Raw genomic sequence first — 19,443 nt, 5'->3', positions numbered from 1 at the left:
GTATTGCCCGTCCCGCTGCTCCCTGCCTGTCCGGCGGGCTGTCCCGGACGGGCCGTGTGCCCGCAGACCGTGGCGTGCGCAGCGTTCCCGCGGTCCCGTCTCCGCCTTTCCGCCTCCACCTCGTGTCCGTGCGCCGTTCCGCGACGCCGCGCGCGAGAGAGCGCATCGGGCGCGGGCGCGCCGCATACCGTGATGCCCGCATATCCATACTTCCGGGGCAGTTGCCCCGATCAAGGAGTACGACGGATGTCTTCTGACTTCTTCATCCCGGACCCGGAGGGCCAGGTCCCGAACGCCGGGGGCTACTTCGGTGACTTCGGCGGCAAGTTCATCCCCGAGGCGCTGGTCGCCGCGGTGGACGAGGTGGCCGCCGAGTACGAGAAGGCCAAGGCCGACCCGGCCTTCGCCGCCGAGCTGAACGACCTCATGGTCAACTACACCGGGCGGCCCAGCGCCCTGACCGAGGTGCCGCGGTTCGCCGAGCACGCCGGCGGCGCCCGGATCTTCCTCAAGCGCGAGGACCTGAACCACACCGGCTCGCACAAGATCAACAACGTGCTGGGCCAGGCGCTGCTCACCCGGCGCATGGGCAAGACCCGCGTCATCGCCGAGACCGGCGCCGGCCAGCACGGCGTGGCCACCGCCACCGCCTGCGCCCTCTTCGGCCTCGAATGCACCGTCTACATGGGGGAGATCGACACCGAGCGGCAGGCCCTGAACGTCGCCCGGATGCGGATGCTCGGCGCCGAGGTCATCGCCGTGAAGTCCGGCAGCCGTACCCTCAAGGACGCCATCAACGAGGCGTTCCGGGACTGGGTCGCCAACGTCGACCGCACCCACTACCTCTTCGGCACGGTCGCCGGGCCGCACCCCTTCCCGGCCCTGGTCCGCGACTTCCACCGGGTCATCGGCGTCGAGGCCCGCCGCCAGATCCTGGAGCGCGCCGGGCGCCTCCCGGACGCCGCGGTGGCCTGCGTCGGCGGCGGCTCCAACGCCATCGGCCTGTTCCACGCGTTCCTCCAGGACGCCTCCGTACGCCTCGTCGGCTGCGAACCGGGCGGTCACGGCGTCGAGACCGGCGAGCACGCCGCCACCCTCACCGAGGGCACCCCCGGCATCCTGCACGGCTCCCGCTCCTACGTCCTCCAGGACGAGGACGGACAGATCACCGAGCCGTACTCGATCTCCGCCGGGCTGGACTACCCGGGCATCGGCCCGGAGCACTCCTACCTGAAGGACTCCGGACGCGGCGAATACCGCGCCGTCACCGACGACGCGGCCATGCAGGCACTGCGGCTGCTGTCGCAGACCGAGGGCATCATCCCGGCCATCGAGAGCGCCCACGCGCTGGCGGGCGCCCTGGAGATCGGCCGTGACCTGGGCACGGACGGGCTGATCCTGGTCAACCTGTCCGGGCGCGGCGACAAGGACATGGATACCGCGGCCCGCTACTTCGGGCTGTACGGGGCGCCCGCCGACGACACGGTGGAGGCCGATGACACCGACGCCACCGACACCGCGCTCGGCGCGCACGACGAGGGGAGCAAGTGATGGCGGGCAACGTCGGGCTGCTCAGCAGCACCCTGGCCGCGGCCAAGGAGGAGAACCGGGCCGCCCTGGTCGGCTACCTGCCGGCCGGCTTCCCGACCGTGGACGGCGGGGTACGGGCCGTCACCGCGATGATCGAGGGCGGCTGCGACGTGGTCGAGGTCGGGCTGCCGCACAGCGACCCGGTCCTGGACGGCCCGGTCATCCAGACCGCCGACGACATCGCGCTGCGCGGCGGCGTCAAGATCAAGGACGTCATCCGCACGGTCGGCGAGGCGCACGCGGCGACCGGCGCGCCGGTGCTGTGCATGACGTACTGGAACCCGGTGGACGCGTACGGCGTCGAGCGCTTCGCCGCCGACCTGGCCGCCGTGGGCGGGGCCGGCTGCATCCTGCCCGACCTGCCGGTCGAGGAGTCCGGGGTATGGCGCGCGGCAGCCGAACAGCACGGCCTGGCCACCGTGTTCGTGGTCGCGCCGAGCAGCCGGGACGAACGCCTCGCGAAGATCACCGAGGCGGGCAGCGGCTTCGTGTACGCGGCCTCGCTGATGGGGGTCACCGGCACCCGTGAGTCGGTCGGCCGCGAGGCGCAGGGGCTGGTCGGGCGCACCCGGGCCACCACCGACCTGCCGGTCTGCGTCGGCCTCGGCGTCTCCAACGCCGAACAGGCCGCGGAGGTCGCGCAGTTCGCGGACGGGGTCATCGTCGGGACGGCCTTCGTCAAGCGGCTGCTGGACGCCGGGGACGACCTGGAGGCCGGCCTCGCGGGCGTCCGCGCACTCGCCGGTGACCTGGCGGCGGGCGTACGCAAGCGCGGGTGACGCCGGGCGGCGTGCGGTCGCACGTCTGAGTGGGCGTCGGCGGATGTCCGGGCCGGTGCCCGGCGAGGCTGTCCCTCGTTAGGACGAAGAACGCGGCGGAGGGGTGCGACGGCGCCCCTCCGCTTCGTTGTTCAGGGGCGTGAGCCAGAACAATCAAGACAAAAAGAGCAGCGCCCGTGAGCGGCTGCAAGCCCAGCGCGCGAAGGAGAAGGCGCGCGAACGGCGCGGCCGCCAGTTGAAGGTCGCCGGGGCAGTGGTGGCGGTGCTGGCCGTCGCCGGTGGCGTCGGCGTCTGGGCCGCCTCCTCCTCGGGCGACGACTCCGGCGGCGGCAAGGTGGCCCTGCCCAAGGGCACCCAGGACAGCGACAAGCCCGCGGTGCCGGTCGGCAAGAAAGAGGCCCCGTCCACGCTCACGGTGTGGGAGGACTTCCGCTGCCCCGCCTGCGCCCAGTTCGAGAAGGGCTTCCGCGGCGCCATCCACGAGCTGGAGGACGCCGGGCTGCTCAGGACCGACTACCACCTCGCGACGATCATCGACGGCAGCATGCGCGGCAAGGGGTCGGTCACCGCCGCCAACGCCGCGCTCTGCGCCCAGGACGCGGGCCGCTTCCGTGAGTACCACGACGTGCTGTACGAGAACCAGCCGCCGGAGCAGCAGGACCGGTTCGCCGACAAGAAGTACCTGATCGAGCTGGCCGGGAAGGTGAACGGGCTGGTCAGCGACACGTTCAAGCAGTGCGTCGACAAGGGCACCTACACGGACTTCGTGTACAAGTCCAACACCGCCTTCACCAACTCCGGCCACCAGGGCACTCCGACGGTCCTGCTGAACGGCAAGAACCTCGCGGAGGAGAAGAACCTCACCCCCGACGGGCTCAAGCAGAAGGTGCGGGACGCCGCCAAGGACAAGAAGGCGGGCGGGGCTTCCGGGGCCTCCGGGGGCAAGGCGTCCGGCGCGAAGCCCGGCGGTGCGGGGGCAGAGCGGGGAGCCGGCACGGTCGGCGCCTCGGCGGGCAGCGGGTCAGGGCACTCGGCGGGTGCCTCGGCCGGTACGGGCCACGGTGCCGGGCAGGGGGCCGGCGCGGGCCACGGTGCCGGAGCCGGGGACGGGGCCGGAGCGGGCCACGGTGCCGGTCAGGGGCACAGTGCCGGGGCGGACACCGGGCAACCGGGCGGGAGCACGGACCGGGTTCCGGCTCCTTGACCGGTCTTTGATCGGGACCTGGGTCGGCGCCGTGCGGCACCTGGGTCGGCGCCGTGCGGCACCGGGATTGGCGCTGGGGCCGGCACTGGGATGGGTACCGTGCGGCGACGGGGGCGGCAGCGGGATTGGCGCTGGGATGGGCACCGTGCGGCGACGGGGTCGGCAGCGGGACCGGCTCCTGGACCGGCACCGTGCGGCGACGGTGCGGCGCGGTGCCTTCCGTGTCCGTCTCCGCGCTCGTGCTCGGGCTCGGGTCGGCGCTCGCGTTCGGGGCCGCGCTCGCGCTCGGGGCGGCGCTCGTGCTCGCGCTCGCGTTCGGGGCCGCGCTCGCGCTCGGGTCGGCGCTCGTGCTCGGGTCCGCGCACAGGTCGGTGCCGGGCGGGGCCGGTCGCCGACCGCGTTCCGGATGCCGACCGGGTACGTGACCGGGCTTCGGCCGGACCCGCATCTGACCGCTGGACGGGCTCGTAGCCGACCGCCGGACAGGCCCGTGCCCGATCGCCGACCGGGTCCGTAACCGACCGTCGGCAGTGACGGTCGTTACACAGCCGTAGCCGGGTGGGTTGTCGCCGCGCCCACCTGGCGCGGTAGCGTCGTCCCTGCCATGGACCTCGCATTCATTCCCAGCCCGTCGACGGGCGTCGTACACCTCGGCCCGATCCCGCTGCGCGGGTACGCCTTCTGCATCATCATCGGCGTCTTCATCGGCGTCTGGCTCGGCAACAAGCGCTGGATCCAGCGCGGCGGCCGCTCCGGAACCGTCGCGGACATCGCCGTGTGGGCCGTGCCCTTCGGGCTCGTCGGCGGCCGCCTTTACCACGTCATCACGACGTACGAGCCGTACTTCGGCGAGGGCGGTCACCCCCTCAACGCCTTCAAGGTCTGGGAGGGCGGCCTCGGGATCTGGGGCGCCGTCGCGCTCGGCGCGGTGGGCGCCTGGATCGGCTGCCGCCGCCGCGGCATCCCGCTGCCCGCCTACATGGACGCGCTGGCGCCCGGCCTCGCCCTGGGCCAGGCGATCGGCCGCTGGGGCAACTGGTTCAACCAGGAGCTCTACGGCCGCGCCACCGACCTCCCGTGGGCGCTGAAGATCAGCGACGACCCCTCCATCGGCCGGGTCGGCGGCACCTACCACCCGACGTTCCTGTACGAGTCGCTGTGGTGCATCGGTGTCGCGCTGCTCGTGATCTGGGCGGACAGGCGCTTCAAGCTGGGCCACGGGCGGGCGTTCGCGCTGTACGTGGCGTCCTACTGCGCCGGCCGCGCCTGGATCGAGTACATGCGGGTCGACGAGGCCCACCACATCCTGGGCCTGCGCCTGAACGTCTGGACCGCGCTCATCGGCCTCGTCGTGTCCGTCGCCTACATCGTGGTCTCCGCGAAGAAGATCCCGGGCCGCGAGGAGGTCGTCGAGCCGGGCGCGCTGGAAGCGGCCGCGGACGACACCGGGACGGGGAAGCCCGGCGCCGAGTCGAAGAAGGCCGGCGCCAAGGCGGCGAAGGCCGAAGCCGAGACCACCAAGGCGGCGCCCAAGACGGTCAAGGGAGCGCCCAAGGCCGCGGGCAGCGGCACGGAGCACGCGGCCGACGGTGCGGCGAGGCTGACGAAGGACGCCGGGACCGGGAGCCGGAGCGGCAAGGACTCCTGACGCGCGGCGCCACACCGCGAAGAGACCGGCGGAGGCCGCCCGACCCCACCGGGGCCGGGCGGCCTCCGCCGTTTCCGGCGGTACGCGCGTCACGGGAATTTCTTTTCCCGCCCGGGACGCGGCCAGGTCAGGAATGGGCAGTCAGGGGAAATCCCCATTCCCGATACCGGTCGGCCCATGCGCTACCTGTCACAGGATTTCGATGGACTTCACCTTCGGCGGACGGTTGGGGTAGGAAATGTCGGTCCACCGGTTTACCCGCACCGAATCGCCGTTGTCGTCGTAGTAGATCAGGTCGTTGTTGCCCGTGTAGATCCTGTCGACCCACCAACTGCCGAAGTCGATTCGCCCGCGGTTGGCGTAGCAGTCCACGCTGTTCTTGCCGCCGCTGTGCGACCAGATCTTCAGGAAGTTCTCCCCGCCGCGGCACTCGACCTTGTTGATGGCGAATGCGTTACCGGTAGGCATGGCCATGGTGAACGCGGCAGCCGCGGCGAACGCCACGGCGACGGAACGCCCGACCCTTTTCGTCTTGGACAGCATGTGTTCTCCTCAATTCGAATGTCGAACCGGAGGGCACGCGGCGACCGACGCGCATCGCGGCGTGCCGAACGAGTATCTGCATGACCCGGAACCGCGGCCACCAGATCGCCTCGTCCTGACAAAAAAGACGATCCTGTAAATCTCCTGTACATGGCAATCTTCTTCCGGCCCCCCGGCTGGAATACGCCCCCGATTGTCCGGATCAGCTCCATGTCAGGGGAGTTGTCGGTTTCTGACCTGAGTGTCAGTTCTCCGGGCTGCCGTCGTAAAAGGCCTGCTCCGGGCCGGTCTCGGGTGGTTCAGCCGCCTGCCAGGGCTATGAGGAACCGCGTCTCCGCGTCGTCCCGCCGCGCGCAGATCGCGAGGGCCGCGTTGAGGGCGGCCAGAGCCCGGCACCAGCCCAGTACGCGGTCGGGGGACTGACCGGGCACCAACGCGGCCAGTGCCTCGGCCCGTTCCTCCAGCGCGGCGAGCGTCGTGACACCGCCCAGTACCCAGTCCACCGCGTCGAAGTCGGGGTCGCCCCACGCGGGGCGCGGATCGATGGCCACCATGCGGGCGCCCGGACCTGAGAGCACATTGCCCGGATGGAGATCGCCGTGCACCAGGGTCCGGGGCCCGTTGGTGGCGAGGTCCAGAGCCGCCGCCCGGGCCCGGCCGAGCACCGCCGGGCCGAGCGGGCCGCTGTCGCCGGACGCCGCCAGCCTGCGGCCCGTCAGATGGAAGAGGAAGTCCACCCGGTGCGCCAGAGGTTGCACCGCCGAGGGCTTGTCCGGCGGGGGAGCAAGGCTCCGCAGGTCCCGCAGGAGGGGCGCGACCTCGGGCAGCCGCCAGTCCAGGTGTCTCACCGGCACGCCCGGCTCCACGTCCGCAAGCAACAGGGCACCGGCCGCGAGGTCGTGCGCCAGCAGGGGGACGACCGACGGGGTCCCTGCCCAGGCGGACAGGGCTTCGGCCTCCTCGCGGGCGAGGGCGGGCTCCGGCGTGAGCTTCAGCCATGCCGATGTGCCGGTGTCACGACGCCGGCAGCGGAACACCCGTGAGGTGCCGCCACCGTTCGCCTCGGCAAGTTCCAGGCGCCAGCGGGCGGTGAGGGCGCCGACGAGATCCGGCAGTGCGTCGCACCAGGCGCGCACCTTCTCCCCGAACCGGACGACGAGCCGGTCGCGCACCTCCGGCGCGACATGGGCCAGTTCTCGCACCGCGGCTCCCGCGGTTGGATGGTGTCGTCCGCTCATGTCCCGCCCCCTCGCACGCCGTCAGTCTGTGCACGCGCAGCCTGTACACCGGCAGTACGTACACGTGCAGTCCGTACACCGGCAGTTCGTCCACCGTCGGTGAAGCTGTGATCAGACTCCCGCGCCGGGCCCCCGGCCGCATTGCGGTTTCCCGCAGGATCGTCTGCGGTTTCCCGCACCCCGCCGTCCCGCGCGGTGTGATCCACCCCTCACTGCCGTCTGAGCCGCCCACAAAGCCCCAGGTCAGCGCAGTAAGTTCGGCCTTCCTTGCTAGCGCGGCCGGGTGTACGGCGCATAGCTTCGAGGTGTTGGAGGGGGAAGCGCCGGCATCGGCCCACACCTCGCGAGAAGGGAACGGGTCCCCATATGTCTGTCATGGATGTCATGGACGCTTCGGCGGCCACGCACATAGCCCACCGCGACAACCACACCCACCGCGACGTCAACGGCGGCTGGCTGCGGCCCGCCGTGTTCGGCGCGATGGACGGGCTGGTCTCCAACCTCGCCCTGATGACGGGCGTCGCCGGCGGCGCGGTCTCCCAGCAGACCATCATCATCACCGGTCTCGCGGGCCTGGCCGCGGGTGCGTTCTCCATGGCGGCCGGCGAGTACACCTCGGTGGCCTCCCAGCGGGAGCTGGTCCTCGCCGAACTGGACGTGGAGCGGCGGGAGCTGCGCAAGCACCCCAAGGACGAGCTGGAGGAGCTGGCCGCGCTGTACGAGTCGCGCGGTGTGGAGCCGGAGCTGGCCCGTGAGGTGGCCAGGCAGTTGTCGAAGGACCCCGAGCAGGCGCTGGAGATCCACGCCCGCGAGGAGCTGGGTATCGACCCGTCCGACCTGCCCTCGCCCACCGTCGCCGCCGTCTCGTCCTTCGGCTCCTTCGCGCTGGGCGCCCTGCTGCCCGTCCTGCCGTACCTGCTGGGCGCCTCCGAGCTGTGGCCCGCGGTGCTGCTGGCGCTGGTGGGGCTCTTCGGGTGCGGGGCGGTCGTGGCGCGGGTGACGGCGCGGTCCTGGTGGTTCAGCGGCCTGCGGCAGCTGGCCCTCGGCGGCGCGGCGGCGGGTGTGACGTACGTCCTGGGCGCACTGTTCGGTACGGCCGTAGGGTGACCCCTCGTGCAGTGCTATGCGGACCACCGTATAACTAAAGCGTTACTGAGCGGTTTGGTCTCGTGAGGGGCCGGGCATAAGGCCCAAGCGTTGCGGGCAATGTCGCCTGCTCGAAAACGACGCACACGGCGCCGGTGGAGGTCGATCCGTCCGCCCGTGCCCCCGGTCCACCGCCACGAGTGGTGTCCGCATGCTGGAAGGCTCTATCCGCTTTTCGAGAAGCGAGCCATCCTGTAACCTGCACGAAATTTCGCGGAGGGCCAACGTCGTCCCTCGGCACTTCACATGCCACGACGACGTTGGGAGAGCCGATGCGTTCCGCGTCCACGCACTCCGCGACCACCGGCAGCGCCAGCGCCGCCCCCTGGTCGCCCATGGACGGGCGCCCCGCCCCGCAGGGAATGTACGACCCCCGCAACGAGCACGACGCCTGCGGCGTCGGCTTCGTGGCGACCCTTACCGGCGAGCCCAGCCACGCCCTGGTCGAACAGGCCCTCACCGTCCTGCGCAACCTTGAGCACCGCGGCGCGACCGGTTCCGAGCCCGACTCGGGTGACGGCGCCGGCATCCTCCTCCAGGTCCCGGACGCCTTCCTGCGCGAGAGCGTCACCTTCGCCCTGCCCGACGCCGGCGCGTACGCCGTGGGCATCGCCTTCCTGCCGTCCGTGGCCGAGGACGCCGCGGCCGCCGTCTCACGGATCGAGACGATCGCGTCCGAGGAGGGCCTGGACGTCCTCGGCTGGCGGGTCGTCCCGGTGGCCCCGCAGCTGCTCGGCAACGGCGCCCGCGCCACGATGCCCGCCTTCTCCCAGCTGTTCGTGGCCGACAAGCACGGCGAGGACACCGGCCTCGCCCTGGACCGCAAGGCGTTCGTGCTGCGCAAGCGCGCCGAGCGCGAGGCGGGCGTCTACTTCCCGTCGCTGTCGGCCCGCACGATCGTCTACAAGGGCATGCTGACGACCGGGCAGCTCGAGCCGTTCTTCCCGGACCTGTCCGACCGCCGCTTCGCCACCGCGATCGCGCTGGTGCACTCCCGCTTCTCCACGAACACCTTCCCGAGCTGGCCGCTGGCCCACCCGTACCGCTTCGTCGCCCACAACGGTGAGATCAACACCGTCCAGGGCAACCGGAACTGGATGCGGGCCCGCGAGTCCCAGCTCGCCAGCAAGCTCTTCGCGGACGCCACCGGCGACAGCGCGAACCTGGAGCGGCTCTTCCCGGTCTGCACGCCGGACGCCTCCGACTCCGCCTCCTTCGACGAGGTACTGGAGCTGCTGCACCTGGGCGGCCGCTCGCTGCCGCACTCGGTGCTGATGATGGTCCCGGAGGCGTGGGAGAACAGCACCTCCATGGACCCGGCGCGGCGGGCGTTCTACGCGTACCACTCCACGATGATGGAGCCCTGGGACGGCCCGGCCTGTGTCACCTTCACCGACGGCACCCAGGTCGGCGCGGTCCTGGACCGCAACGGCCTGCGCCCCGGCCGCTACTGGGTCACCGACGACGGCCTGGTGGTGCTCTCCTCCGAGGTCGGCGTCCTGGACATCGACCCGGCCAAGGTCGTGCGCAAGGGCCGTCTGCAGCCCGGCCGGATGTTCCTGGTGGACACCGCCGAGCACCGCATCATCGAGGACGACGAGATCAAGGCGCAGCTCGCCGCCGAGCACCCGTACCAGGAGTGGCTGGACGCGGGCCTGATCGAGCTGGCCGACCTGCCCGAGCGTGAGCACATCGTGCACACCCACGCCTCGGTCACCCGCCGCCAGCAGACCTTCGGCTACACCGAGGAGGAGCTGCGCGTCATCCTGGCACCGATGGCCAAGGCCGGTGCCGAGCCGATCGGTTCGATGGGCACGGACTCGCCGATCGCCGCCCTCTCCGAGCGCCCGCGGCTGCTGTTCGACTACTTCACCCAGCTGTTCGCGCAGGTCACCAACCCGCCGCTGGACGCCATCCGCGAGGAACTGGTCACCTCGCTGATCTCCTCGCTCGGCCCGCAGGGCAACCTGCTGGAGCCGACCGCGGCGTCCTGTCGCAGCGTCATGCTGCCGTTCCCGGTGATCGACAACGACGAGCTGGCGAAGCTCATCCACATCAACGCCGACGGGGACATGCCGGGCATGAAGGCCGTCACCCTGTCCGGCCTGTACCGGGTCTCCGGCGGTGGCGAGGCACTGGCCGCCCGGATCGCCCGGATCTGCGCCGAGGCCGACGCCGCCATCGAGGACGGCGCCCGCCTGATCGTGCTCTCCGACCGGCACTCGGACGCCGAGCACGCCCCGATCCCGTCCCTGCTGCTCACCGCCGCGGTGCACCACCACCTCATCGGCACCAAGCAGCGCACCCAGGTCGGCCTGCTCGTCGAGGCCGGTGACGTGCGCGAGGTGCACCACGTCGCGCTGCTCATCGGGTACGGCGCCGCCGCCGTCAACCCGTACCTGGCGATGGAGTCGGTCGAGGACCTGGTCCGCGCCGGTACGTTCCTGCCGAAGGCCACCGACCCCGAGCCCGCGATCAAGAACCTGATCAAGGCGCTCGGCAAGGGCGTCCTGAAGGTGATGTCCAAGATGGGCATCTCCACCGTCGCCTCCTACCGGGGCGCGCAGGTCTTCGAGGCCGTCGGCCTGGACCAGGGCTTCGTGGACGCGTACTTCCACGGCACCACCACCAAGATCGGCGGCGCCGGCCTCGACGTGATCGCCAAGGAGGTCGCCGCCCGGCACGCCAAGGCGTACCCGGCCACCGGCATCGCCGCCACCCACCGCGCGCTGGACATCGGCGGCGAGTACCAGTGGCGCCGCGAGGGCGAGCCGCACCTGTTCGACCCGGACACGGTCTTCCGCCTCCAGCACTCCACCCGCTCGCGCCGCTACGACATCTTCAAGCAGTACACGGACCGGGTGAACGAGCAGTCGGAGCGCCTGATGACGCTGCGCGGCCTGTTCTCCTTCAAGTCCGACCGCCCCGCGGTGCCGCTGGAGGAGGTCGAGCCCGCCTCCGAGATCGTCAAGCGCTTCTCCACCGGCGCGATGTCGTACGGCTCCATCTCCCAGGAGGCGCACGAGACCCTCGCCATCGCCATGAACCAACTGGGCGGCAAGTCCAACACCGGTGAGGGCGGCGAGGACCCGGAGCGCCTGTACGACCCGGCCCGCCGCTCCTCGATCAAGCAGGTCGCCTCCGGCCGCTTCGGTGTGACCAGCGAATACCTGGTCAACTCCGACGACATCCAGATCAAGATGGCGCAGGGCGCCAAGCCCGGCGAGGGCGGCCAGCTGCCCGGCCACAAGGTCTACCCGTGGGTCGCCAAGACCCGGCACTCGACGCCCGGCGTGGGCCTGATCTCGCCGCCGCCGCACCACGACATCTACTCCATCGAGGACCTCGCCCAGCTCATCCACGACCTGAAGAACGCCAACCCGCAGGCCCGCATCCACGTGAAGCTGGTCTCCGAGGTCGGCGTCGGCACGGTCGCGGCGGGCGTCTCCAAGGCGCACGCGGACGTCGTCCTGATCTCCGGCCACGACGGCGGTACCGGCGCCTCCCCGCTGACCTCCCTGAAGCACGCGGGCGGCCCCTGGGAGCTGGGGCTGGCCGAGACACAGCAGACGCTGCTGCTCAACGGCCTGCGCGACCGGATCGTCGTACAGACCGACGGTCAGCTCAAGACCGGCCGCGACGTGGTCATCGCCGCCCTCCTGGGCGCCGAGGAGTACGGCTTCGCGACCGCGCCGCTGGTGGTCTCCGGCTGCGTCATGATGCGCGTGTGCCACCTGGACACCTGCCCGGTCGGCATCGCCACCCAGAACCCGACACTGCGCGAGCGCTTCAGCGGCAAGGCCGAGTACATCGTCAACTTCTTCCAGTTCATCGCCGAGGAGGTCCGCGAGATCCTCGCCGAACTGGGCTTCCGCTCGCTGCAGGAGGCGGTCGGCCACGCCGGACTGCTCGACACCTCCAAGGCCGTCGACCACTGGAAGGCGCAGGGCCTGGACCTGGCCCCGCTGCTGCACGTGCCCGAGCTGCCCGAAGGTGCCGTACGCCACCAGGTCACCGTCCAGGACCACGGCCTGGAGAAGGCGCTCGACAACGAGCTGATCAAGCTGTCCGTCGACGCGCTGTCCGCGGACACCGCCGAGGCCGCACAGCCCGTACGGGCCCAGGTCGCGATCCGCAACATCAACCGGACCGTCGGTACCATGCTCGGCCACGAGGTGACCAAGAAGTTCGGCGGCAAAGGCCTGCCCGACGACACGATCGACATCACCTTCACCGGCTCGGCCGGCCAGTCCTTCGGCGCGTTCCTGCCGCCCGGCGTCACGCTGCGGCTGGAGGGCGACGCCAACGACTACGTCGGCAAGGGCCTGTCCGGCGGCCGGATCGTGGTCCGCCCGGACCGCGGCGCCGACCACCTGGCCGAGTACTCGACCATCGCGGGCAACACCCTCGCCTACGGGGCCACCGGCGGCGAACTGTTCCTGCGTGGCCGTGTCGGCGAGCGGTTCTGCGTCCGCAACTCCGGTGCCACGGTGGTGTCCGAGGGCGTCGGCGACCACGGCTGCGAGTACATGACCGGCGGCCATGCCGTCATCCTGGGCGAGACCGGGCGCAACTTCGCGGCCGGCATGTCCGGCGGCATCGCATACGTGATCGACCTGGACCCGGCCAACGTCAACCGCGAGCTGACCGCCGCCGTCTCCACCGAGCTGGACGCCACCGACCGGCAGTGGCTGCACGACGTCGTGCGCCGCCACCAGGAGGAGACCGGCTCCACCGTCGCCGCGAAGCTGCTCGCCGACTGGGACGCCGCGCTGCCCCGCTTCAGCAAGGTCATTCCGGCCACCTACCAGGCAGTGCTCGCCGCCAAGGACGCCGCCGAGCGAGCCGGGCTCTCCGAGTCCGAGACCCACGAGAAGATGATGGAGGCGGCGATCAATGGCTGACCCCAAGGGCTTCCTGACCACCGGCCGCGAGGTCGCCGAGACCCGCCCCGTCGAGGAGCGCGTCCGGGACTGGAACGAGGTCTACGTCCCCGGCTCGCTGCTGCCGATCATCAGCAAGCAGGCCGGACGCTGCATGGACTGCGGCATCCCCTTCTGCCACAACGGCTGTCCGCTCGGAAACCTCATCCCCGAGTGGAACGACTACGCCTACCGCGAGGACTGGACGGCCGCCAGCGAGCGGCTGCACGCGACCAACAACTTCCCGGAGTTCACCGGTCGCCTGTGCCCGGCCCCCTGCGAGTCGGCGTGTGTGCTGGGCATCAACCAGCCGCCGGTGACCATCAAGAACGTCGAGGTCACCATCATCGACAAGGCGTGGGACAACGGGGACGTCACCCCGCAGCCGCCGGAGCGGCTCAGCGGCAAGACCGTCGCCGTCATCGGCTCGGGCCCGGCCGGCCTGGCCGCCGCCCAGCAGCTGACCCGGGCGGGCCACACCGTCGCCGTCTACGAGCGCGCGGACCGGATCGGCGGACTCCTCCGCTACGGCATCCCCGAGTTCAAGATGGAAAAGCGCCACATCAACCGCCGTATCGAGCAGATGCGGGCGGAAGGGACCAAGTTCCGTACGGAGGTGGAGATCGGCCGGGACATCGACGCCGCCAAGCTGCGCAAGCGCTACGACGCCGTCGTGATCGCCGCCGGCGCCACCACCTCCCGCGACCTGAAGGTCCCCGGGCGTGAGCTGAACGGCGTCCACTTCGCGATGGAGTACCTGCCGCTCGCCAACAAGGTGCAGGAGGGCGACCTGACCGTCTCCCCGATCACCGCCGAGGGCAAGCACGTCGTGGTCATCGGCGGCGGCGACACCGGCGCTGACTGCGTCGGCACGGCGCACCGCCAGGGCGCGGCCTCGGTCACCCAGCTGGAGATCATGGGCAAGCCGGGCGACGAGCGGAACCCGGACCAGCCCTGGCCCACCTTCCCGATGCTCTACAAGGTCACCTCCGCGCACGAGGAGGGCGGCGAGCGGCTGTACTCCGTCTCCACCACCCACTTCGAGGGCGACGAGGACGGCAACGTCCAGTGGCTGCATCTGGTCGAGGTGGAGTTCAAGGACGGCCGTCCGGAGCCCAAGCCGGGCACCGAGCGCAGGATCCCCGCGCAGCTGGTCACCCTGGCCATGGGCTTCACCGGCACCGACCAGGACAACGGTCTGGTCTCACAGTTCGGACTGGAGCTGGACGCGCGCGGCAACATCGCCCGCGACGCCGACTTCGCCACCAACGTCCCCGGCGTGTACGTTGCCGGTGACGCCGGTCGCGGCCAGTCGCTGATCGTCTGGGCCATCGCCGAGGGCCGTTCGGCGGCCCGCGGTGTGGACCGCTACCTCGCGGGCGCCAGCGCGCTGCCCGCCCCCGTCAAGCCGACGGACCGCGCACTGACCGTGTAGCGGCCCGGCTCACAGATGTCCCGTACAACGACGTGCGGAACACCCGCGGCGCCTGCCTCCCTCCCCGACCGGAGGGCAGGCGCCGCGATCTATGCGTGCCGGATTCAGCGTCCGGTTTCGGGCACCAGTGAGCCGTCCGACGTGTGGGGGAGCACCCTGGCACGGGCCTCCCGGGCCGGACGCGCGGTGCCGTTGAGGTCCTTGTGCAGGGTGCGGGCGAGGTCTTCGATCGTCCGGACACCGGCGTCCATGCCCGGGTGGTCCGCGGTCAGGACGACGAGCCCGTAGTCGTGCCCGCCGCCGGTGACCGCGCCGACACTGTGCACCCGCCAGCCGCCGCTGCTCCGTTGCAGCCATCCGTTCTTGACGTGCACCTTCGCACCGGCCGGCGCCCCGGCCGGCACGCCCCAGCGCTGTTCGGGCACGACCCGGCTCATGAGGTCCAGGGCGTAGGCGCGGGAGGCGCCACCGAGCACGGAGTTCTCGGAGGTGAGGAGCCGCAGCAGAGTGAGCTGATCGGCGGCGTTGATCTGGGTCAGCCCCCAGTACCCTTCCGTGTCCGGAACGGTGTTGTGCATTCCGGCGAGCCGCAGGAAGCCGTTTATCCGCCCGAGGCCGGCCCGCTTCCACAGCGTGGTGGTGGCGTCGTTGTCCGACCTCGTAATCATCTTTTCCGCGAGCTTTTTCTCGTCCGCGGTCAGAGCGCGCCGTTCGTCCTGGGCCTGCCGCAAGAGGGTGCCCAGCACCACGACCTTCACGACGCTCGCCGAGTCGTACTGCCGGTCCGCGTCGTACGCGCACCGGGTGTCGCTCGTGCGGTCGTACAGAGCGAACGACGTATGGCCGGAAGTGTGCGAACCCAACACCTGGCCGAGGTCCTTCGAGAGCCGGTCGGCGAGCCCGTCCTTGGCGGACGTGCAGGTCACCTTCGGGGACGTCGGCTGCGCCGGTGTCGCTGCGGCGGCCGTCGCCGGGGTCGCGGCGGCGAGGAGCGAGGAGAGGGCCGCGGTGAGCACCGGCACGGCGAAGAGACGCCGCCGGGCGGAATCCGAGGTACGTATTCGATGGCGCAAAATGTTCCTTCGCATTTCTGGTCGTGTTCACTGACGGTGCGTGGAAAGGAGGGAATACGACAGGGGTGTGGCCGGGACGTTGCTCGGGGAATTCAGTCACTGACCCTGTAGGTCGCGCGCGTCGGGGGAGCGCAATTCACGCCGCAGGAGCATCCTGCATGAACGTTTCTGTGTCAATGGTGGAAATAACGCCGCAGCGGTCGCGTACCGGCCACCGGGGAAGGCGTACGACTGCCCGCGTGGGGGCGGGCAAGGGCGGGGCGGGGGTGGGCGCTATTCCCCGACCTGTGTGATCCGGTCGTCGCCCAGGCGGGTCTGGACGTCCTGGAGCAGGAGCTTCAGCAGGCCGGCGAGTTGCTCCTGCTGGTCCGGCTTCAGGCCGCTGACCAGTTCGGTCTCCCGGTGCAGTACCTGGTCCACGGTCTCTTCGACGAGCGTGTGTCCGGCCGGGGTCAGCTCCACCCACACCGTGCGGGGGCGGCCCTGGCCCGGGCGGCGTACGACCAGTCCCTCACGCTCGGCGCGGGCGACGCGCTGGGAGATCGCGCCGGCCGTCACCATGGAGCGGGCCGCGAGTTCGCGGGTGCTGAGGGTGTACGGGTCGCCGGCCCGGCGCAGCACGCTCAGCAGGTCGAGGGTGGCGGTGTCCACCCCGGCGCGGGCCAGCACCCGGCGCCGGTCGTCGCCCAGCAGCTTGGCCAACTGCCACAGGGGCGTGACGATCCCGATGGACGAGACGGGCATGCCGGGGCGCTCGCGTTCCCAGGCGTCGGCGATCTCCTGGACGGGGTACGGGGCGTCCGCGCTTGCCATGGGCCCTCCTGCGGATGTTACGTTCAGACCTAAATTCAGGTCTGAATTTAGGTCTGAACAACGACGTCGGGAGCTACCTTATGTCACGCACCATCCTGGTCACCGGCGGCGCCACCGGCATTGGCCTGGCCGTCGCCCGTCACTTCGCCGCGCAGGGCGACGCGGTCACCGTCACCGGCCGCCGCCCCGCGCCCCTGGAGAAGGCCGCCGAGGAGACCGGCGCCCGCGCGGTCGTCTGCGACCACACCGACCCCGCCGCGCTGGCCCGCCTCCTGGACGAGCTGCCCGAGCGGATCGACATCCTGGTCAACAACGCCGGCGGCAACACCGACTTCGACGACGCGCCGGGCGGCGATCTGGCCTCGTACGCACGGGCCTTCCGCGCCAACCTCGACGCGAATCTGCTCACCGCGGCCCTCACCACCAAGGCCGTCGAGGACCGGCTCGCCGAGGGCGGCGCCGTCGTGCACATCGGCTCGATCGCCGCGGCACGGGGAGCGGGTTCCCTGGGTGCGTACGGCGCGGCCAAGGCGGGGCTCACCACCTGGAACCTCGACCTGGCGAACACGCTGGGACCGCGCGGCATCACCGCCAACGTCGTCTCGCCCGGCTACATCGAGGACACCGAGTTCTTCCGGGACCGGCTCTCCGACGATCGGCGGGCGGGGCTGGTGGACGCCACCGCCACGGGCCGGGCCGGGCGCCCGGAGGACGTCGCGGCGGCGGTCGCGTTCCTGGCGTCCGAAGGGGCGCGGCACATCACGGGGCAGGTGCTGAACGTGAACGGGGGTGCGGACAAGACGCGCTGAGCGCGTACGGGGGCGCTCACAAGGTGTGGTGAGCGCGTACGGGGTGCGGATCAGACGCGATGAGCCCGTACGGGAGAGGCGTTTCGTACGGGGTGCGTGGTGCGCCGTAAGTGCGAGGTGCGCCGTACGGGGTGCGAGGTGCGCCGTACGAGTGCGGTGCGCTGAAGGGGGAGGCCCGGTTACGGGGTCCGGTGCGCTCTAGTGTGCCTCCCCGTCCCGGTCCTCCTCCTCGGCGAGGCGGGCCGGGAAGCCGCCTGTGGCGATCGGCCCCCACCGCAGCGGCGTCACCCGGATCAGCGACTTGCCCTGTGTGATCATCGCGGCGCGGTACTCGTGCCAGTCCGGGTGTTCGCCCGCGACGCTGCGGTAGTACTCGACCAGCGGCTCGACCGAGTCCGGCGCGTCCAGGATCTCCGCCTCGCCGTCGATCTGCACCCAGGGGCCGTGCCACTCGTCGGACAGCACGAGCACGCTCACCGTGGGCGCCCGGCGGGCGTTGCGTACCTTGGCGCGCTCCGGGTACGTCGCCATCACCAGCCGCCCGGAGTCGTCGACACCGCAGGTCAGCGGCGATGCCTGGGGCGTGCCGTCTGAGCGCCGGGTGAGCAGGACCGCGCGGTGCCGGGGGCGCGCGAACTCCAACAGGCCGTCGAGGTCCACCCGGGTGTTGGTCGCGATGGAAGGGCTCATACGGGCGAGCCTAGGCCGTGGAGCGCACTCTAAGGGGGCGACGTTCCGGGGGACGGTGCGGTCCGCCGCGCCCGCGCTATTGACTAAAAGTCAGCCGGGAACGACGCTGCTGGGCAACCGTCGTAGCCGCACCCCGGGAGGACTGGTGGGTACAGGTTCGAGCACCGACGCACGGACCGGCGCGGGCGCGGGCGGTGAGGCGTTCCGCGCTCTGACCGAAGCGCTCGGCGCCCCGGCGCCGCCCGGTCTCGCCGCTGCCGCGCCCGAAGAACTCGGCGTACTGACGCGCGCGTTGCGCACCCGTAAGGAGAGCCGCGCCGCGGGCCTCAACGACGCGGCCGAAGAGGCCCTGAAGCTGGTGCCCGCCCTCGCCCGCGGCCCCGTGCGCCGCATCCTGTTCCGCTGACCCGGCCGACCGAACGGTGACCCTCATGGACACGCTCAGCAACCGCGCCGAGGCACAGAAGATCGCCCAACTGCTCGATGTCCTGCCGGAACAACTGGAGTTCCTGCACGGGCTGCCCGCCGAGGACGTACGGCAGCTCCGCGCCCGTACCGTGGACACGCTCTTCGACGACGTGCCGGACATGCTCGACCGGATCGCCGCCGCCACCAAGCTCGTACCGGCCGGAGTCGCCGCCGCGATCTCGCAGAAGGCGCTCGGGCCGCGGCTGGCCGCCTCCGTGGCCGGGCGGCTGGACCCCGGCCGCGCCGCCGACATCATCGAGAAGCTGCCGGTCGCCTTCACCGCCGAGTCCTGCGGTCACCTGGACCCGCGTCGGATCGCCGGGATCGTCGACCGGCTGGACGAGGACCTCGTGGTCCGTATCGCCGTCGCCCTCGCCGAACGCGGCGACCACCTGACGATGGGGCGCTTCGTCGGCCACCTGCGCGACCGGGCCCTGGAGCGGATCCTCCACCTCATCGACGACGAGGTGGTGCTGCGCGTCGGGTTCTTCATCGACATGCCGGAACGTCTGGACGCCATCCTGGAACTGATGGGGGAGGAGCGGCTGGCCTCGGTGGTGGCCGCGGCCGGCCACGGTCTGTGGCCCGAGGCGCTGGCCGTGGCCGGGCTGGCCGGGCCGGAGCGCCGCGCGCGGGTGGCCGCGCTCGCCGCCCGCCAGGACCCCGTCGAGCTGGACGGGCTGGTCCGTACCGCGCACGAGCAGGGGCTGTGGGAGTCGCTGCTGCCGCTGGTGGCCCTGCTGTCCGAGGAGGACCGGCGCGCGGTCGCCGGACTGCCGTCGCTGCGCGACGGCCAGGTGCTCGGCACGGTCGTCCGGGCGGTCGTCGTGACCGGACTGTGGGCGGAGTTCCTGCCGCTGGTCGCGGAGTTGCCGCCGGAGTCGCGCAAGGTGGTGGCCGACACGGCGGGGGCGCTGCCGGACGCGGAGCTGGACGCGATGGTGCTGGAGGTCGGGAAGCAGGATCTGTGGGACGCGGTGCTGCCACTGGTGGAGATCATGGACGAGCCGGCCAAGGAACGCGTCTTCGCGCTGCCGGCCTTTCAGGGGCAGGGGGAGGAGTAGGGGCTCTCTGGAGAGAGGGGC

General features: G+C 71.4%; 16 protein-coding genes. 11 read left to right on the top strand and 5 right to left on the bottom strand.

The genetic code is table 11. From position 1 onward, the window contains the following. The first annotated feature begins 246 nt into the window (after positions 1-246). The 5 genes from trpB (at position 247) to lgt (ending at position 5,221) form a co-directional block, all read left to right on the top strand. Complete coding sequence (gene trpB, locus AB0A97_RS01260; RefSeq protein ID WP_361142784.1) at positions 247-1,551, top strand: tryptophan synthase subunit beta; 1,305 nt, start codon at positions 247-249, stop codon at positions 1,549-1,551. Next, a complete protein-coding gene (gene trpA / locus AB0A97_RS01255; protein ID WP_361142781.1) occupies positions 1,551-2,369 on the top strand; it encodes a tryptophan synthase subunit alpha in 819 nt (272 codons plus the stop codon). The genes trpB and trpA overlap by 1 nt, the downstream gene beginning before the upstream one ends. A gap of 139 nt (positions 2,370-2,508) precedes the next feature. Further along, on the top strand, positions 2,509-3,573 hold the full coding sequence (locus tag AB0A97_RS01250; protein ID WP_361142778.1) for a thioredoxin domain-containing protein: 1,065 nt from the start codon (positions 2,509-2,511) through the stop codon (positions 3,571-3,573). Positions 3,574-3,794: 221 nt separating this feature from the next. After that, positions 3,795-3,998 carry a hypothetical protein gene (locus AB0A97_RS01245; RefSeq protein ID WP_361142775.1) on the top strand — a complete coding sequence of 68 codons (204 nt, stop codon included), beginning with the start codon at positions 3,795-3,797 and terminating at the stop codon, positions 3,996-3,998. A 179-nt stretch (positions 3,999-4,177) separates the two neighbouring features. Then, positions 4,178-5,221 carry a prolipoprotein diacylglyceryl transferase gene (gene lgt, locus AB0A97_RS01240; RefSeq protein WP_361142772.1) on the top strand — a complete coding sequence of 348 codons (1,044 nt, stop codon included), beginning with the start codon at positions 4,178-4,180 and terminating at the stop codon, positions 5,219-5,221. Between the two features lie 189 nt (positions 5,222-5,410). Here the strand turns inward: lgt and AB0A97_RS01235 are convergent, their stop codons facing one another. Continuing rightward, the gene (locus AB0A97_RS01235) at positions 5,411-5,764 is read right to left on the bottom strand and encodes a beta/gamma crystallin domain-containing protein (protein ID WP_361142770.1); all 354 of its coding nucleotides are present in this window, start codon (positions 5,762-5,764) and stop codon (positions 5,411-5,413) included. Positions 5,765-6,063: 299 nt separating this feature from the next. Continuing rightward, positions 6,064-7,002, bottom strand: a complete 939-nt coding sequence (locus tag AB0A97_RS01230; protein WP_361142767.1) for an aminoglycoside phosphotransferase family protein — start codon at positions 7,000-7,002, stop codon at positions 6,064-6,066. A gap of 375 nt (positions 7,003-7,377) precedes the next feature. On the opposite strand from AB0A97_RS01230, the gene AB0A97_RS01225 reads away from it, so the two are divergent. From AB0A97_RS01225 to AB0A97_RS01215, 3 genes are all read left to right on the top strand, one after another. After that, positions 7,378-8,109, top strand: a complete 732-nt coding sequence (locus tag AB0A97_RS01225) for a VIT1/CCC1 transporter family protein (protein ID WP_361145121.1) — start codon at positions 7,378-7,380, stop codon at positions 8,107-8,109. Positions 8,110-8,420: 311 nt separating this feature from the next. Beyond that, on the top strand, positions 8,421-13,052 hold the full coding sequence (gltB, locus tag AB0A97_RS01220; RefSeq protein ID WP_361142764.1) for a glutamate synthase large subunit: 4,632 nt from the start codon (positions 8,421-8,423) through the stop codon (positions 13,050-13,052). Further along, positions 13,045-14,505 carry a glutamate synthase subunit beta gene (locus tag AB0A97_RS01215; RefSeq protein WP_361142761.1) on the top strand — a complete coding sequence of 487 codons (1,461 nt, stop codon included), beginning with the start codon at positions 13,045-13,047 and terminating at the stop codon, positions 14,503-14,505. Before gltB ends, AB0A97_RS01215 begins: the two co-directional genes overlap by 8 nt. A 104-nt stretch (positions 14,506-14,609) precedes the next feature. Here the strand turns inward: AB0A97_RS01215 and AB0A97_RS01210 are convergent, their stop codons facing one another. Both AB0A97_RS01210 and AB0A97_RS01205 read right to left on the bottom strand, forming a co-directional pair. Further along, on the bottom strand, positions 14,610-15,578 hold the full coding sequence (locus tag AB0A97_RS01210; RefSeq protein WP_361142758.1) for a serine hydrolase: 969 nt from the start codon (positions 15,576-15,578) through the stop codon (positions 14,610-14,612). A 273-nt stretch (positions 15,579-15,851) separates the two neighbouring features. Beyond that, the gene (locus AB0A97_RS01205) at positions 15,852-16,391 is read right to left on the bottom strand and encodes a MarR family transcriptional regulator (RefSeq protein ID WP_361142756.1); all 540 of its coding nucleotides are present in this window, start codon (positions 16,389-16,391) and stop codon (positions 15,852-15,854) included. A gap of 80 nt (positions 16,392-16,471) precedes the next feature. Here AB0A97_RS01205 and AB0A97_RS01200 point away from each other — a divergent pair, with 80 nt between their 5' ends. Further along, entirely contained in the window at positions 16,472-17,200 is a 729-nt protein-coding gene (locus AB0A97_RS01200) for an SDR family oxidoreductase (protein ID WP_361142754.1), read from the top strand. Between the two features lie 198 nt (positions 17,201-17,398). On the opposite strand, the gene AB0A97_RS01195 is transcribed toward AB0A97_RS01200, so the two are convergent. Continuing rightward, positions 17,399-17,890 (bottom strand): PPOX class F420-dependent oxidoreductase, encoded by a 492-nt coding sequence (locus AB0A97_RS01195; protein ID WP_361142751.1) that lies wholly within the window; start codon positions 17,888-17,890, stop codon positions 17,399-17,401. Positions 17,891-18,035: 145 nt separating this feature from the next. Here AB0A97_RS01195 and AB0A97_RS01190 point away from each other — a divergent pair, with 145 nt between their 5' ends. Further along, complete coding sequence (locus tag AB0A97_RS01190; protein ID WP_361142748.1) at positions 18,036-18,296, top strand: hypothetical protein; 261 nt, start codon at positions 18,036-18,038, stop codon at positions 18,294-18,296. Between the two features lie 25 nt (positions 18,297-18,321). Then, positions 18,322-19,422, top strand: coding sequence for a hypothetical protein (locus AB0A97_RS01185; protein WP_361142746.1), 1,101 nt, complete (start codon positions 18,322-18,324; stop codon positions 19,420-19,422). Positions 19,423-19,443: the final 21 nt, after the last annotated feature.

Source organism: Streptomyces sp. NPDC045470 (genome assembly GCF_040646595.1).
Classification (GTDB): Bacteria; Actinomycetota; Actinomycetes; order Streptomycetales; family Streptomycetaceae; genus Streptomyces.
This window is presented reverse-complemented; position numbering and strand designations above follow the sequence as displayed.

Excerpts from the sequence above, each read along its gene's own strand:
- trpB (WP_361142784.1), top strand. The coding sequence starts at position 247 with ATGTCTTCTGACTTCTTCATCCCGGACCCGGAGGGCCAGGTCCCGAAC.
- trpA (WP_361142781.1), top strand. The coding sequence starts at position 1,551 with ATGGCGGGCAACGTCGGGCTGCTCAGCAGCACCCTGGCCGCGGCCAAG.
- lgt (WP_361142772.1), top strand. The coding sequence starts at position 4,178 with ATGGACCTCGCATTCATTCCCAGCCCGTCGACGGGCGTCGTACACCTC.
- AB0A97_RS01235 (WP_361142770.1), bottom strand. The coding sequence starts at position 5,764 with ATGCTGTCCAAGACGAAAAGGGTCGGGCGTTCCGTCGCCGTGGCGTTC.
- AB0A97_RS01230 (WP_361142767.1), bottom strand. The coding sequence starts at position 7,002 with ATGAGCGGACGACACCATCCAACCGCGGGAGCCGCGGTGCGAGAACTG.
- AB0A97_RS01225 (WP_361145121.1), top strand. The coding sequence starts at position 7,378 with ATGGATGTCATGGACGCTTCGGCGGCCACGCACATAGCCCACCGCGAC.
- gltB (WP_361142764.1), top strand. The coding sequence starts at position 8,421 with ATGCGTTCCGCGTCCACGCACTCCGCGACCACCGGCAGCGCCAGCGCC.
- AB0A97_RS01215 (WP_361142761.1), top strand. The coding sequence starts at position 13,045 with ATGGCTGACCCCAAGGGCTTCCTGACCACCGGCCGCGAGGTCGCCGAG.
- AB0A97_RS01205 (WP_361142756.1), bottom strand. The coding sequence starts at position 16,391 with ATGGCAAGCGCGGACGCCCCGTACCCCGTCCAGGAGATCGCCGACGCC.
- AB0A97_RS01200 (WP_361142754.1), top strand. The coding sequence starts at position 16,472 with ATGTCACGCACCATCCTGGTCACCGGCGGCGCCACCGGCATTGGCCTG.
- AB0A97_RS01195 (WP_361142751.1), bottom strand. The coding sequence starts at position 17,890 with ATGAGCCCTTCCATCGCGACCAACACCCGGGTGGACCTCGACGGCCTG.
- AB0A97_RS01185 (WP_361142746.1), top strand. The coding sequence starts at position 18,322 with ATGGACACGCTCAGCAACCGCGCCGAGGCACAGAAGATCGCCCAACTG.